We start from the raw sequence: 15145 nt of genomic DNA, 5'->3' as shown, positions 1-15145 counted from the left end.
ACTGCGCGAAAAAGGAAAAAGGCGTCGGCGCGCGAAAAGCGCGGCGCCGACGACTCATGGAGCGGTCTGCTACCGCGCGGAAAAGGCGTTGCAGCTGTCGATCTTGCCCGATTGCAGTCCGCGCTCGAGCCATTCGACGCGCTGCGCCGAAGAGCCATGCGTGAAGGAATCGGGGACGACGACGCCTTGCGAGGCGCGCTGCAGACGATCGTCTCCAATCGCCTGCGCCGTCGCGATCGCCCTCTCGACGTCGCCCTTCTCCAGGAACTGGCGCCTGGCGTTGCCATTGGCGGCCCAAACTCCCGCGAGGCAGTCGGCCATCAGCTCGACGCCCACGGAAAGCGCATTGGCTTCGGAGCGGCTCGAGGCGCGCGCCTGCGCGCGTTGCACCTGCGGCAGAATGCCCAGCAGGTTTTCGATGTGATGTCCCATCTCATGCGAGATCACATAGGCGTAGGCGAAATCGCCGCCGCCGCCGAATTTCGTCTTCAGATCGCGAAAGAACGCCGTGTCGAGATAGATCTTGCGATCGATCGGACAATAGAAGGGTCCCATCGCCGCGCGCGCCGCGCCGCACTCCGAATAGGTCTGACCGTCAAACATGACGAGCGTCGGCGCCTGAAAGCGGATGTTCTTTTGCGCCGGTAGAACTTGGCTCCAAACCGCTTCGTTCTCGCCCAAGACCTTCGAGACGAATTGGCCGAGTTGATCGTTCGGCGCGCCAGGCTTGGAGGCCGGCGCGCTTTGCTCGTTCGCCTCCTGGCTCCCGCGCCGCATGTTGTTCACCATCTCGGCGCCGCCGATCAGCACCGCCGGATTGATGCCGGTGAAATAGCCGATGAGGCCGAGGATGATGATCGTGCCGAATCCGAGACCGCCCGCGCCGACACGCCGGCCGCCGCTGGCGACTTGCTGCTGCCCGCGGCGATCCTCGATGTTTTCCGAGCTTTGGAAATCTTCCCACTTCATCGCCTGCTGCTCCTCGGCGCCGTCAACGAACGTCGGCGCCGCCTCCTTAGAGAGCGGCGCCGGGTTTCCTTGAAGGCCTTAGACTAGCAGTCGAAAATGCTGTTGAGTAGGGGCGTCCAGGCGCGAGCCGCTAATAAAGCCCGCCCGGAACTTTCTGATCGATGTCAGTCTGCGCCGCGGTGGCCGGGTCGCCGGCATATTCAGGCGGCGCCGTGCCAGGGCGATAGGCCTCGAGGATGGAGCCGGGGCCTGAAGCGCGCATGCCGCTCGACGGGTTGACGGAGATGAGCTTGATGCCGGGCGGCACGCGGAAGGGCGTGTCCGGCTTATCCTTGAGCTCCACCGTCATGAAGTCACGAAAGATCGGCGCGGCGTAGAGCGCCGCCTGCGCATGGTCGCCCATCGAGCGGGGCCTGTCGTAGCCCAGGAACACGCCGACGCAGAGATCGGGCGAGAAGCCGATGAACCACAGATCCTTGGCCTCGTTCGTCGTGCCGGTCTTGCCGGCGAGATGCTTGCCGACCGCCTTGATCGAGACGCCGGTGCCGCGCTGGATCACGCCCTCCATGATCGAGGTGATCTGATAGGCGGTCAATTCGTCGATGACCGGCTCCTCGCGCTTGTCGACGAGCTTAGGCTCGTTCTGATTATCCCACTTGGGCGCATCACAGCCGAGGCACTGCCGCTCGTCATGACGGTAGACAGTATGGCCCGAGCGATCCTGGATGCGGTCGATCAGCGTCTCCTTGATGCGCTTGCCGCCATTCGCGAGCATGGAATAGGCCGTCACCATGCGCATCAGCGTCGTCTCGCCGGCGCCGAGCGACATGGAGAGATAGGGCGCGAGATCGTCATAGATGCCGAACCGGCGCGCATATTCGGCGATGAGCGGCATGCCGAGATCCTTGGCGAGGCGAACCGTCATCATGTTCTTGGAGTGCTCGACCCCATAGCGCAGCGGGTGCGCGCCGGTGCCCTGCCCGCCCTCGAAATTTTCCGGGCTCCAGACCGAGCCGTCGGGCTGCACGATCGCGATCGGCTCGTCGAGAATTTGCGACCCGGGCGTGTAGCCCTCGTTGAGCGCCGCCGCATAAACGAAGGGCTTGAAGGAAGAACCCGGTTGGCGCAGCGCCTGCGTCGCGCGGTTGAACTCCGACTGATCGAAGGAGAAGCCGCCGACCATCGCCAGCACGCGACCCGTGTAAGGGTCCATCGCGACAATGGCGCCGGAAATTTCGGGGATCTGGCGAAGCCGATATTGCCCGGCTCGATTGGGGAGCGGATCGACATAGACCACGTCGCCAGGAGTGAGCGCCGTGCGGATCGAACGGCCCGTCCAGCGCACGCCCTCGGCCGGCAACACGCCGGTCTCGCGCTCGCGCGCGACCTCGCCCGATTTTTCGCGGCCCGGCTGCAGGCCGATGCGCGCCTGAGCGTCGTTCGCCTCGAGCACGACAGCGAGCCGCCAGGGCTTCACATCGCCGAGTTCCGGGATCGCCGCGAGCGCCACGCCCCAATCGCTCGATATGTCGATATGGTTCATCGCGCCGCGGAAGCCATGGGCCTCGTCGAAGCGCACCAGGCCGTCGGCGAGCACTTTTCGCGTCAGCGCCTGCATCTTGGGATCGAGCGTCGCGCGCACCGAAAGCCCGCCCTCGTAAAGCTTCTTCTCGCCATACATCTCGAGGAGCTTGCGACGCACCTCCTCGGCGAAATAGCCGGCGACATAGGTGTTGGGCGAGAGCACGCGCGGATTGACGTTCAGCGGCTCCGCCTTCGCTTTAGCGCCTTCTTCGGGCGTGATCGCGCCGTCGGCCACCATGCGGTCGATCACATAATTGCGCCGTTCGACCGCGCGGTCGCGATGCTGAAAGGGATGATAGTTGTTGGGCCCCTTGGGCAGCGCCGCGAGATAGGCCGCCTCGGCGATCGTCAGCTCGTTGACCGACTTGTTGAAATAGTTGAGCGCCGCGGCCGCGACCCCATAATTGCCGAGACCGAGGAAGATCTCGTTGAGATAAAGCTCGAGGATGCGGTCCTTCGAATAGGTCGACTCGATCCGGAAGGCGACGAGCGCTTCGCGGATCTTGCGGTCAAAGGAGCGCTCATTGCCGACGAGGAAGTTTTTGGCGACCTGCTGGGTGATCGTCGAGGCGCCCTGCATGTGCCGGCCGCCCTGGGCGATGACCGCGAGGGCGCGCACCACGCCTTCGGGATCGATGCCCTTATGCGTGTAAAAATTCTTGTCCTCCGCCGAAATGAAGGCCTGCTTGACCATCTGAGGAATGGCGGAGCTCGGAAGATACAGGCGGCGCTCATGGGAATATTCGGCGAGGATCGAACCGTCGCCGGCGTGCACGCGCGTCGTGATGGGCGGCTCGTAGTTTTGGAGCTGCGCCGTGTCCGGCAGATCGCGCTGATAAACCTGGACGAGCCCATAGGCTATGACGGCCCCGACCATGAACAGGATCGCGCCGGTCGCAAACAGAAAGCCGATGAACCGGAAAAGCAGTCGCATTGAGAGCTTCCTCGTCGCGCTCGGAAGACTAGGCCCGTCGCCGGACCCTGTCCAATCGCGCGGATTGTTGACGCGGGGCGCCGAGCGCCTCACGCTGAAGGGCTTGCGTGAATTTTGTGGTTAATTAGCGGCGAAGTTCGAAGCTATTTCAACGACGCGCGCGAAGTTGCGGGATGGGCTCGGAAATAAGCGTCTATCGCCTCGGCCACGCCCTCGGCGGCGCGGTCGCGCCAGGCGGGGGAAGTCAGATTCGAAAGGTCCGCCTCGCTCGACAGATAGCCGAGCTCCAGCAGCGCCGAAGGCACGTCATGCGCCTTCAACACCACGAAGCTCGCCGAGCGGCTCGGATTCTTATTGAGGCTCGCCGTTTCCCGCCATTTCGAGAGCAACGTCTGCCCGAACTCGCGGCCCAGCGCCCGGGTTTCGCGCCGTGCGAGATCGAAAAGGATGTCGCCGACCTCCTCGGCTTTGGCGTTCACTTCGACTCCCGCCGCCTGGTCGGCGAGATTCTCCTTCTCGGCGATGCGCGCGGATTCGGCGTCCGAAGCGCGGGCCGCGACCGTGTAGATGGTTGCGCCGCGCACGCTCGCCTCGCCTAATGTGTCTGCGTGAATGGAGAGGAATAGCGAGGCGCTATGTTCCCTCGCGAAGCGCACGCGGTCGTTCAAGGGAATAAAGATGTCCTCCTCCCGCGTGAGCGCGACCCGCTGCCTCCCGCGCGCCTCGATTTTCGCCTTCAAAGCCCGCGCAAATTCGAAAACGACCATTTTCTCCATATCGCCGTGCCGGCTCTGCGCGCCCATGTCGACGCCGCCGTGCCCCGGATCAAGCACGACGAGGGGAAGCTGGCCCATTTCGGCGGCGGCGGGCTCGCGCACGGCCGGGGCCGGGCCTGCGCCGGCCTCGGCAGCCTCCGCCTTGACGCGTTGGGCGACCGCGGCAGCGAAAGCAGCGGGATTTTCGGCGACGAGATCGATTTCCAGCCGCGCGCCCTCCGGCCGCACGACGCTTTCGACGCGCCCCGCCTTCGCCGGTCGCGTCAGGTCGATGACGATGCGCGAGCGGCCGGGCGCGAAGCGGCCGAAGCGGAAGGAGCGAATCAGCGAGGCCTCAGAATCAGCCGTCGCGCCGCGCTGCCGTGGCGAAGCGGATGCGGGAGCGCCGACCGCCGGATCGATCAGAAAGGCGACTTCCGGAAGGTCCACGACGATCCGCGGCCCCGTCGCGGCGAAGGCTGAAGCGGTCGTCGGCGCCGTCAGCTCGAAGATCAGGCGCGTGGTTGCGCCGTCGCGGTCGATCCTGGCGGCGATCGCCGAGACTTTGGCGTCCGCCGCCGCCACGGCCGCTGGAGCGGCGGGCACCGCGGTTTCGGCGAGGCTCTGGCCGCCGCAGAAGATGAGGAACGACAAAAGAATCGCCGGAACGGCTGCGGCCCGGCGCCGGGCCAGGGCGAGAATTGGAATCAAGGCTCTTTTCCCGTCCGAGGTTTAGGGAGGCTTAACGGCAAAATTAGCGCTCCGCCAGGACTTTTGGCAGTTCTCGACAGATTCTAGGGGGTTAGAGGGGCTTGCCCGCTTGCGGCGCGGAACCGGCGACGCTATTAAAAGGGAAGGACGCCGCGCCGGCCCCTCGCCCCGCGAGACCCGGAGCCGCGCGGCGAGCCGCTCACCCGACGACCGCCACTCCCTAGGAGGGCATCGTCGCTTCGAAGGGGTTTTGTGCGCCCCGAAAGGTCTTTCGTGACGCGTTACCGGCGAGCTCGCGCGGATTGGACCGCGACGCGCCCGATGCGGTCGATCGGCTTCGCTGGCGCGGAGCAGGTCGCCGGACCGGGGGCGCAAGCTCGCTCCGGTCATCTCCCGCCGGCTTCGACGGACGACGCACATAGCTTCGCCCCGTCGTCGCTGATCAATCTGCCTTCGGGCCCGAACGCTCTGGAGCGAATTGTGCAAGAGTTGAGAAGCTCTTGTGGTCAAATCTCGCTTCGAGTCTGTGATTCTAGCGCGGTTCCTCATCCCTTGAACGATGCCGTTTCGGGGACGAGCGCGCGAGGCGTCTCGATGGGCCCCGACAGGCTCTCCCCATCCTTCCTATCCAGCTTCGGCGCGATACGCCGTCGGTCGGCAGCGGCCGCGAGTCCAAAACGAAGGCTCGCCCAGCCCTGCCCCGACCCATCGCGCGCGAGGCGAGAACGAGTCCCCCATGGCCAACAAAATGCTGATCGACGCCTCCCACCCGGAAGAGACCCGGGTCGTGGTGCTGCGTGGGAATAAAGTCCAGGAATTCGATTTCGAAGCCGCCGATAAAAAACCGCTCCGCGGCAATATCTACCTCGCGAAAGTGACTCGCGTCGAGCCGTCCTTGCAGGCGGCCTTCGTCGATTACGGCGGTAACCGCCACGGATTTCTGGCTTTCGCCGAGATCCATCCCGATTATTACCAGATCCCAGTCGCGGACCGGCTCGCACTGCTCGAAGAAGAAAACCGCGCCCATCTTCAGGCCGAAGACGAGGAGCCGCGGCCGCAACAGCAGACCCGCGGCCGGCGCTCTCGGCGCCGTCGTTTCGAATCAGCCGAGAAGCGCCAGCGCACGGACGAGACGCTGAGCGAGGCGGCGCCAGACGAGAGTTTGAACGAGGCGCGGGAGACGGAGTCTTCGGAAGCGCTCGCAACCTTTTCGGAAGAGTTCGCAACCCAAGCGGCGCCAGAGGCCATAGAGATACCCTCTTTCGAGACGGCGGCGCCCGAACCGGTCATCGACGCCGAAATCGCCGCGGCGCCAGAGATCGAGCAGATCCCGGAAGCCCAGGTCGAAGCGACCGAGGACAGGCCCCTGACCGAGGCCGAGCCCGCCGCCGCCGAGCACGAGACCTTGTCGGTCGATCCGTCGGGCTTCGGCGTCATCGAGCTCGGCACGGTCGACGAGGGCGAGCCTCAAGCGGTTGAGCAGGATCACGAAGCCAAGGCTCGCCGCCAGGACGAACGCGACGAAGCCGCGCAGCGGCTGCGCGAGGCGCGACACGAGCCGGAAAGTGAAGAGGAAGAGGAAGAGGAAGAGGCGGAAGACGAGGAGCAGCACGTCGAGCACATCGGCGGCGACGCCATGGAGGAGGTTCCTTACCGAGCCCCGCGCATGCGCCGCCAATACAAGATCCAGGAGGTAATCAAGCGGCGTCAGGTGCTGCTCGTGCAGGTAGTCAAGGAAGAGCGCGGGAACAAAGGCGCGGCGCTGACAACCTATCTTTCGCTCGCCGGTCGCTTCTGCGTGCTGATGCCCAACACGGCGCGCGGCGGCGGCATCTCGCGCAAGATCACCGACGGCGCCGACCGCAGACGCCTCAAAGAGATCGTCCAGGAACTCGAAGTGCCGGAAGGCATGGGCGTGATCCTGCGCACAGCCGGCGCAACCCGCACGAAGCCCGAGGTCAAGCGCGACTTCGAATATCTGCTGCGCATGTGGGAAAGCGTGCGGGAGCTGACGCTGCGCTCGAGCGCCCCGAACCTCGTCTATGAGGAAGGCTCGCTCATCAAGCGCGCTATGCGCGATCTCTACGGACAGGACATCGACGAGGTTCTCGTCGCGGGAGCGGAGGCGCACCGCGAGGCCCAGGCCTTCATGCGCATGCTGATGCCGAGCCATGCCCGCAACGTCAAGCTCTACCGCGAGCCGACGCCGATCTTCGCGGAGGCCGGCGTGGAAGCCCAGCTCGACGCGATGTTCTCCAATCAGGTCACGCTGAAGTCGGGCGGCTATCTCGTCATCAACCAGACCGAGGCGCTCGTCGCGATCGACGTGAACTCGGGACGCTCCACGCGCGAGCACAACATCGAGGACACGGCGCTACGCACCAATCTCGAGGCCGCCGACGAGGTCGCGCGCCAGCTGCGCTTACGTGACCTCGCGGGCCTCATCGTCGTCGACTTCATCGACATGGAGGAGAGCCGCAACAATCGTTCGGTCGAGCGCAGAATCAAGGAGGCGCTGAAGAACGATCGCGCGCGCATTCAGGTTGGGCGCATCTCGCATTTCGGCCTGCTGGAGATGTCGCGCCAGCGTATCCGGGCGGGTGTCGTCGAGGGTTCCACCGCGCCCTGCCCGCATTGTGCGGGCGCCGGCACGATTCGCTCGACGGCCTCGATCGCGCTGCATGTGCTGCGCGTGCTCGAGGAGGCGCTCGTCCGCAGCGCTGCGCATGACGTCGTGCTGCGCACACGCTCGCCTGTCGCACTCTACATCTTGAACCAGAAGCGCGCGCATCTGCAGGCCATGGAGCACCGCTTCGGCGTGCACATCATGGTCGCCGCTGACGACTCGCTCACGGGCGCGAATTACCATGCGCTGGAGCGCGGCGAACCGGCCAGCGGTTTGCGGGCGAGGCCTTCGCCGCAGCATTTGCGCGTCGATTCCCTGCCGCCCGAGCTCGCTCAGGAGGAAGCCGAGGAAGCGGAAACCACGGTGGACTTTGCCGAAGCGAGATCCCCCATGGCCGAAGGGCGTCCGAGAGCGTCTGAAGAGCCCGAGGAGGCCGAGCTCGCGGCGGGCGGCGCCGAGGGCGACGAAGAGGACGCCGACGCTCAGCCCCGCTCGCGCCGGAGACGCCGACGACGGGGACGCGGCAGCGGTCGAGACGACTTTGCTGCGAACCTTGGCGAAGCTCCCGAAGCCTATCCGGAGCAGCTTCAGCGGGATGAACAGGCGCAACCTTCCGATGAGGGGCTGGCCTTTATGGCTCAGCTCGCGGGTCAGCCCACCGCAGACGGCGAGACCCGCCGGCCCACGCGCGGGCGCGGCCGCGGCCCCGGGCGCTGGACCCGCTCCACGCCGCTAGCCCCCGAGTACCGCAATCCGCAGGCTCTCCCTGAGGGTGAGCCCGTCGCCGCAGAAGCCGTGACCGAAGAGCCGCGCGGCGAGGAGCCTTTGGAGTCGCCTGCGCAGGTGGCCGCAGCGGCGGAGCCGGCGCAGGAGGCTATAGCGGTAGAGTCGGCTCCCGAGGCTCCGCAGGAAGTCAAGACGATCGAGACGCCCCTGCCCGAGCCCGAGACAGCCCGAGAGTCGGCGCCCATCGAGATCGACGCCGCCGCAGAGGTGGACGAGCAGCCCGCGCAGAGCCACGCCGCGCGCTCGGAGGTGGTCATCACCGAAGCGGACCCGTCCGCGCCCAAAAAGGGCGGCTGGTGGCAGCGCGCCCGGGCGACATTCGGGGGTTAGACCGCTGTAGAAGAACTCAGCTCGCGGTCCCGCCAGGTTGGGACCGCGGGCGTCAGCTTCGCTTTATGCGTGGCCTGTCGTCTTCTTGCCCAACAGATAAAAGCAGGGAACAATCCCTTTTCCCTTCAACTCGACGTTGAATCCTTCCGAGAAAAGAAAGTCATCGGCCAGGCGAATTTTTACCGACTCAGAGACCTGTATTTCATTGGGAGTAGAGGAATTTTCATAGCGGCTGGCGAGATTTACGACGTCACCCCATAGATCGTACGAGAACTTCTTCTTGCCGAGGACGCCTGCCGCCACCGTGCCGGTGTGAATGCCCATCCTCATCTCTATTGCGCAGGGATAGATGGAAGAGAAATTCTTGACGAAGGCGATCGCCTCCAGCGCAAACTCCGCAACATGCTGGCAGTGTAGCGCATCGCGATTGGGAATGCCGCCGACGACCATATAGCTGTCGCCGATGGTTTTTATTTTCTCGACGCCGTGCTTTTCGCTCAAATCGTCGAACTTGCCGAAAAGCACGTTCAATAAATTGACTGTTTCATGGGGACCCAACCTTGCGGATAGCTCCGTGAATCCAACGATATCAGAGAAAAACACGGTAACCTCTGGAAAAACCTCCGCGATGACCTCTTCTCCGCCTTGGAGCCTCTGCGCGATCGTGGCGGGAAGAATATTATGTAAAAGCTTCTCCGAGCGCATTCTCTCATTGTCCAATTCAAGAGCGGTTTTTTCCGAAATTGATATCTTCTCCTTCAGCGACTCAAACGCGCATTTCAAATTCTTGGTCATGGAGCCAATGGCCGCAGCCAACTCGCCAATCTCGTCGCTTCCAGCGACAGACATTTCTACGTCCAGATTGCCCTTGCTGATCTCCTTGACGGCGCGCAACAATCGCCCTGTCCGCTGAAAAAAATATTTTTGCAAGACAATCATATATGCAACAACAATCAAAAATAGCGCCCCACCAAGGTAAATGTTTGTTTTGATGAGCTGAGACGCGAATTGCTCATTTTGATTAAGAATGTTCCTAAATCTCTCCCGCACCCTCGTTTTGAGATCATAAACGAGCTTGCTTAGCTCGCCATTGTCTTTCAAATAACCCTCTCCGTACAGCAACTTGTCCGCCAGAGCCATATCCGGCTTTCCTTTTTTTATGTAGACGCCGGTTCCATCGTCGAACTCGCCGATGGCGGCGTGCATGGCGCGTCGCTCCGCCATCGTCATTTTTAATATGAGATCCTCGGCTTTCTTCAGAATATTGAACTCTTCAATCGTCAAGTCCAGCTGCAAGAATTTACTATCGAGTGAAACAGCTCCTTGCTTGTCACTTGCCGGTTCCGCCAAAATATTAGCTCCCACGAGATCCCAATATTCCCAGCCATATTCCGCCGGTCTCGCGATCTTTCCGTCGAAAATATCCATGAGCTCATTGTAATTGCGCCACTTGACGGGGTCCTTGGTCGCGACGAATCCTCGCGCAAATCGCGTCCCCCATTGGGAGGAAATCGTTAGATCATCTGAAAGAGTCGTTATTTGCGCCGAGCGAGCCTCCGATTCAATTCTTTGCTTGTCCGCCTCCCCCAGAAAGAAAGCGAGAACCAGGTTCGCGCCGGCAAACAGCAGCAGCGTCAAGAAAAACAGGGCGAAGAGGGTCTTAAGCTTCATGGCTTTTCATCGAGGGCGGCGTCCTTCCCAGGGGCGAAGCTTGCTGGCCCGAGCACCCTGACGGGTCGGGCCGAAGAGAATGGGCAGCCTCAAAGCGGATGCGAGCATCCTCGAAAGAGGGGTTCTTGACAAGCTCGCGCTCATCGCTCCGCGATCGCGGCTTGGGCGTCTTTGCGCAGCCAGTCGGCGAGGCGGTCGAGCCCCTGCGCGACCTCCGCCTCGCCGCCGGCGTAAGACAACCGTAGCGTCCTCCCGCCCCGAGCACGGTCGAAATCGACGCCGGGCGTCGCGGCCACACCCGCCTCCGCCAGCATGCGGGCACAGAGAGCCGCCGAATCCCGCGTCAGATGCGTCACGTCCGCATAGATGTAGAAGGCCCCGTCCGGGGGCGCGAAACGCGGCAGGCCGATCTTCGGCAAGCGCTCGATCAGCAGCGCGCGGCTCTTCGCATAGCCCGCCTTAATCGCCTCCAGCTCCTCGCGCGCCTCAAAAGCCTCCAGCGCAACGCGTTGCGCGAGCGTCGGCGCGCAAATTGCCAGCGACTGCTGCAGCCGTTCGATCGGCCGCGCGAGATTCTCGGGCGCGACGATCCAGCCCAGCCGCCAACCTGTCATCGCGTAATATTTGGAAAAGGAGTTCACGATGATCGCGTCTCGCCAGAAGCGCAAGGCGGTGGGGGCGCGCTCCTCATATTCGAGCCCGTGATAGATTTCGTCGGCTACGAGGGTGACCCCCGCCTCCTCGCAGAAGGCCGCGATCCTGGCCAGTTCCCCGCTAGCGATCATCGTGCCCGTGGGATTGGCGGGACTCATCAGCAAGAGCCCGTCGAGACGCTCCTTGCGATGCGCCGCTTCGATCAACGCAGCGGTCGGCGCAAAGCGCGTCTCCTCGCCGATCTCGATTGGCGCCGGAACGAGCCCCAAAGCTTCGAGAATGTTGAGATAGGCCGGATAACCGGGCGCCGTGACGCCGATGCGCGCGCCTATGTCAAAGGCCGAGAGAAAGGCGAGGAGGAAGGCGCCAGACGAGCCCGTCGTGATCATCACGCGCTCGGGCGAAAGCGCGACGCCATAATACTCCTGATAATGCCGTGCGATGCGCGTCCGCAGCGCCGGATCGCCGGCGGCCTCGCCATAACCGGGCGCGCCAGCAGCCAGAGCGCGTTGGGCCGCGTCGAGGATGCGGCGTGGCGTCGGCGCCCCCGGCTCGCCGAGCTCCATGTGGACGATGCGCCGCCCTTCGCGCTCGAGCCGGCGCGCCTCGCGCAACACATCCATCGCCATGAAGGGCGCGACGGCGGCTCTTTGCGAAGGAACGGGCGGCGGCAAGGGTTTCGACCTTCTGCTTCGAGGGCGGCTCGAGGCTATAGCGCCTCTCTCGACCAGAACGAAGCGCTGCCGCTCGGGAGCCCCGTCTTGCCTGAGACGCGAAACTCGACGATCCTTCTTCTTCCGCCGTGGAAAACCCGGCCCGATCGCCCTTTTGAACCCCATCGCGCAACTGGAAGAAATTTGAGGAGACAAGGGATGGCTTCGCCAACGAGAGAGCACCACTTTGACCCGGCCCGAGGGCCGAAACGCATTCTGTCGCTTGATGGCGGCGGCATCCGCGGCGTGCTCACGCTCGAGTTTCTCGAAGCGATCGAGGCGAAGCTTCGCGCCCGCTACAAGAACGACGGCCTGCTGCTTTGCGATTATTTCGATCTCATCGGCGGCACGTCGACCGGATCGATCATCGCCGCCGGCTTAGCCTGCGGCATGACGGTCGCGGAATTGAAGACGCTCTATCACGGGATCGGCGCAGGCGTTTTCAAACCGAGCGGCAGTTTCGTGAGCCGATTGTTCAACCGATTCACGAAGTCCAAGCTGGAAGGAATATTTTCGCCCAAATTTCCAGCCGAGCCTCTGCAAGAGGCGCTCAACGCCCAGCTCGGCGCGGACACGACGCTTTCGAGCGACCGGGTCAAAACGGGCCTCATGATCATGACCAAGCGGATCGACACCGGCAGTCCTTGGCCGCTGACGAATTGCCCGGGCGCCCGCTATGCGGCGCAAGACGGGGCCTTGAAGCTGACGCAAGTGGTTCGCGCGAGCACGGCGGCCCCCACCTATTTCGAGCCCGAGGAGATCAAGATTTCCTCTCACGACGGCTCCGTGGTCGAGGGCGTTTTCGTCGACGGCGGGGTCAGCCCCTTCAATGATCCGGCCTTGCAATTGCTCATGCTCGCCGCCCTGCAAGGCCACGGCTTCAAATGGCGAACGGGCAAGGACGAATTGCTGCTCATCTCCATTGGAACCGGGACGTATAAGGAGCCATTCAGCCCACAGAAATTTGCGGCAGGACAAGGCCTGTCGGCGCTGAAGTCCCTCATGGACGATTCCGCCCGCGAGAACCACGGGCTGCTGCAATGGCTGACGCATTGTGTCACGCCCTGGACCATCGATCGCGCCGTCGGCGACATGAAGCTCGACAGCCAGTCGGGACCGCAGCTTGCGACCTATGCGCGTTATGACGCCCTGCTCGACACGAAATGGCTCAAGAGCGAGCTGGACATAGACGCGGCGCCCGAGAAGCTCGCGCAGATATCGCAGATGGACAATCCCGCGAACATGGACGAGCTCGCGGCGATTGGGCGCAAGGCGGCGCAAAGGCAAGTGTCGGATGGCCACTTTCCAAGCGCCTTCGATATTCCCACGGTGTGAATCGCGCCGGCGCCGGACTGCGTTATATGCCGAAGCAAACTATCTCGAAGATCGGGAGCCTGGCCTTGGAGCAGACAGCGTCGCAAACACCGCGAAAGGTGGCGCTGTTCAGCGGACATATGATCGACGCGCCCGGTCGGGAGGTCCCGCGCTTTCCGCCCGACAAGGAAGCCGTCGCCGCACAGGCGATCGGACAGGCGCTGGACGATGTCGGGGTCGGCGCGGGCGATCTCGCCATTTGCGGCGGCGCCTGCGGCGGGGATCTTCTCTTCGCCGACGCGGCGCTGGCGCGTGGGGCGCGGCTCTCGTTGTATCTCCCCTTTGAGGAGCCGCAGTTTTTGGAGAAGTCGGTCGCCTTCGCCGGTGACAATTGGCGCGAGCGCTTCCTATCAGCCAAGGCGCGCGCCGCCCTGCATATCCTGCCGCGGGAGCGCGAGACTCTCCCAGGGAGTGATCCCTATGAACAGAACAACATTTGGATGCTGGAGATCGCTGAAGCCTACGGCGCACGAGAGATCGAATTCATCTGTCTTTGGGACGGACAGGCCGGCGACGGCCCCGGAGGCACGAAACATATGATGGAAGAGCTGGGCCGAAAGGGCGGCCGCGTGATCTGGTTGGATACGCGAGACTTGTGGGGTTGAAGCCTGAACGCGCGGCAAGAAAAATTTGTGGCCTTTCGCCTTTTTTGAATCTCCTGAAATCTGACGAAGGAAATTTGGCATGCCGAGACCGCTCTGCTTCATGATCATGCCCTATGGCCGCAAGCCCACCGGGGCCGAGGCGGGCAAGGGTCCGGCCGAGATCAACTTCAACGCGCTCTGGGATCGCGCTTTCGCGCCGATCATCAATGAGCTCGGCTACGAGCCGGTGCGCGCGGATCAAGACACCGGCGCCCTCATCATCAATCAGATGATCGAGCGGCTGTATTTCGCCGATCTGGTGCTCGCGGACATGACGATCCCCAATGGGAATGTTTATTACGAGGTGGGCGTGCGCCAGGCGTCGCGGGGAACAGGCTGCGTGCTGCTCGCCGCCGATTGGTCCAAACCGCTTTTCGACGTCGCCCAGATGCGTGCTCTGCGTTATCCCCTCCCCGAAGGCGAAATCATCGAGTCAACGGTGGAAACGATCGTCGCGGCGATCAAGAGCAAGATCGTGACGCTCGCGGGAGGCTCCTCGCCCGTGCATGCTTCGATCAGAGGCTATCCAACGCATGTCGACCCTGCGGCCGCCTCGACCATGAAGGACCAGATGCGAGATTTCGCGTCCTTCGAGGGAGAAATCCGCGTGGTCCGGAGCCTTCCTCCATCGGGCCGCATGGAGGCCGCGAAACAAATCGTCGCAAAATATTGGACGCCGCCGGTCACGTCGCCAACCGCGCTGGCGCTGTTGCGCATGCTGAAGGACTGCGCCGACACCGCCGGCGATTGGACATGGGTAAGCAACTTCATCGAGAAATTGCCCGACGAATTCAGGGAACAAGAAGAAGCGCGCGAGCTCGAGGCCTTTGCGCTCTCCAACGCGGGGAAGCCTATCGAGGCGATCGCCAAGCTCGAAGCGCTGATCGCAGCGTCCGGCCCCACGCCTGAAAGGCTCGGAATATTGGGTGGAAGGTACAAGCGGCTCTTCGCTGGCGCCAAAGCTGCCGACAAATCATTTTACCTCGACAGATGCATTGACAGCTATGAGCGTGGCATGCAGCTCAATCTCAACGAATATTACTGTTCCTGCAATTTGCCGCGGCTCTATCGTCTGCGAAATGGCGAAGGGGACGCCGCTCGTGCGCATGCGGTTTCGAACATCGTCATTGCCGCCTGCGAGCGCGCGAAGAGTCTCGGGGTCGCCGACGAATGGCTCCGCGCCACGCTGCTAACGATCGCTTTCGACGACGGCGATTGGCGGAAAGCCGCTGAGCTGGCGAGAGAGGTCGCAAGAGAAGGCGCCGCCCGATGGAAGCTCGACGCAATTTTGTGGGATTTGAAGACGACCCTCGAACAGCTCCAGGACATTGACGCCAGGACCAGGCTAGCCGAAATTTATGCAAAGCTGGAACAGCTTCGCCAATAGGGATAGC

At 63.2% G+C, this 15145-nt stretch carries 9 protein-coding genes; 4 read left to right on the top strand and 5 right to left on the bottom strand.

The window, feature by feature from the left end; genetic code table 11:
• Positions 1-69: 69 nt before the first annotated feature.
• From ypfJ to QMG80_RS12185, 3 genes are all read right to left on the bottom strand, one after another.
• Positions 70-969: a KPN_02809 family neutral zinc metallopeptidase gene (gene ypfJ / locus QMG80_RS12195; RefSeq protein ID WP_085773051.1), complete on the bottom strand. Its 900-nt coding sequence runs from the start codon at positions 967-969 to the stop codon at positions 70-72.
• A gap of 130 nt (positions 970-1099) precedes the next feature.
• Positions 1100-3487, bottom strand: coding sequence for a penicillin-binding protein 1A (locus QMG80_RS12190; RefSeq protein WP_085773050.1), 2388 nt, complete (start codon positions 3485-3487; stop codon positions 1100-1102).
• A gap of 143 nt (positions 3488-3630) precedes the next feature.
• On the bottom strand, positions 3631-4953 hold the full coding sequence (locus QMG80_RS12185) for an N-acetylmuramoyl-L-alanine amidase (protein WP_245299987.1): 1323 nt from the start codon (positions 4951-4953) through the stop codon (positions 3631-3633).
• Between the two features lie 736 nt (positions 4954-5689).
• On the opposite strand from QMG80_RS12185, the gene QMG80_RS12180 reads away from it, so the two are divergent.
• On the top strand, positions 5690-8695 hold the full coding sequence (locus QMG80_RS12180) for an Rne/Rng family ribonuclease (RefSeq protein ID WP_085773049.1): 3006 nt from the start codon (positions 5690-5692) through the stop codon (positions 8693-8695).
• A 63-nt stretch (positions 8696-8758) separates the two neighbouring features.
• Here the strand turns inward: QMG80_RS12180 and QMG80_RS12175 are convergent, their stop codons facing one another.
• Positions 8759-10366 (bottom strand): adenylate/guanylate cyclase domain-containing protein, encoded by a 1608-nt coding sequence (locus tag QMG80_RS12175; protein WP_085773048.1) that lies wholly within the window; start codon positions 10364-10366, stop codon positions 8759-8761.
• Positions 10367-10506: 140 nt separating this feature from the next.
• On the bottom strand, positions 10507-11649 hold the full coding sequence (locus tag QMG80_RS12170; RefSeq protein WP_085773856.1) for a pyridoxal phosphate-dependent aminotransferase: 1143 nt from the start codon (positions 11647-11649) through the stop codon (positions 10507-10509).
• 243 nt (positions 11650-11892) lie between these two features.
• Between QMG80_RS12170 and QMG80_RS12165 the strand changes: the two genes are divergently transcribed.
• From QMG80_RS12165 to QMG80_RS12155, 3 genes are all read left to right on the top strand, one after another.
• The gene (locus QMG80_RS12165; protein WP_085773047.1) at positions 11893-13068 is read left to right on the top strand and encodes a patatin-like phospholipase family protein; all 1176 of its coding nucleotides are present in this window, start codon (positions 11893-11895) and stop codon (positions 13066-13068) included.
• Positions 13069-13094: 26 nt separating this feature from the next.
• A complete protein-coding gene (locus QMG80_RS12160) occupies positions 13095-13712 on the top strand; it encodes a hypothetical protein (protein WP_085773855.1) in 618 nt (205 codons plus the stop codon).
• 79 nt (positions 13713-13791) lie between these two features.
• A complete protein-coding gene (locus QMG80_RS12155; RefSeq protein WP_085773046.1) occupies positions 13792-15138 on the top strand; it encodes a tetratricopeptide repeat-containing protein in 1347 nt (448 codons plus the stop codon).
• Positions 15139-15145 lie beyond the last annotated feature (7 nt).

This window comes from Methylocystis bryophila (genome assembly GCF_027925445.1).
Classification (GTDB): Bacteria; Pseudomonadota; Alphaproteobacteria; order Rhizobiales; family Beijerinckiaceae; genus Methylocystis; species Methylocystis bryophila.
Note: the sequence above shows the minus strand (reverse complement) of the source record. Positions and strands in the feature narration are given on the sequence as shown.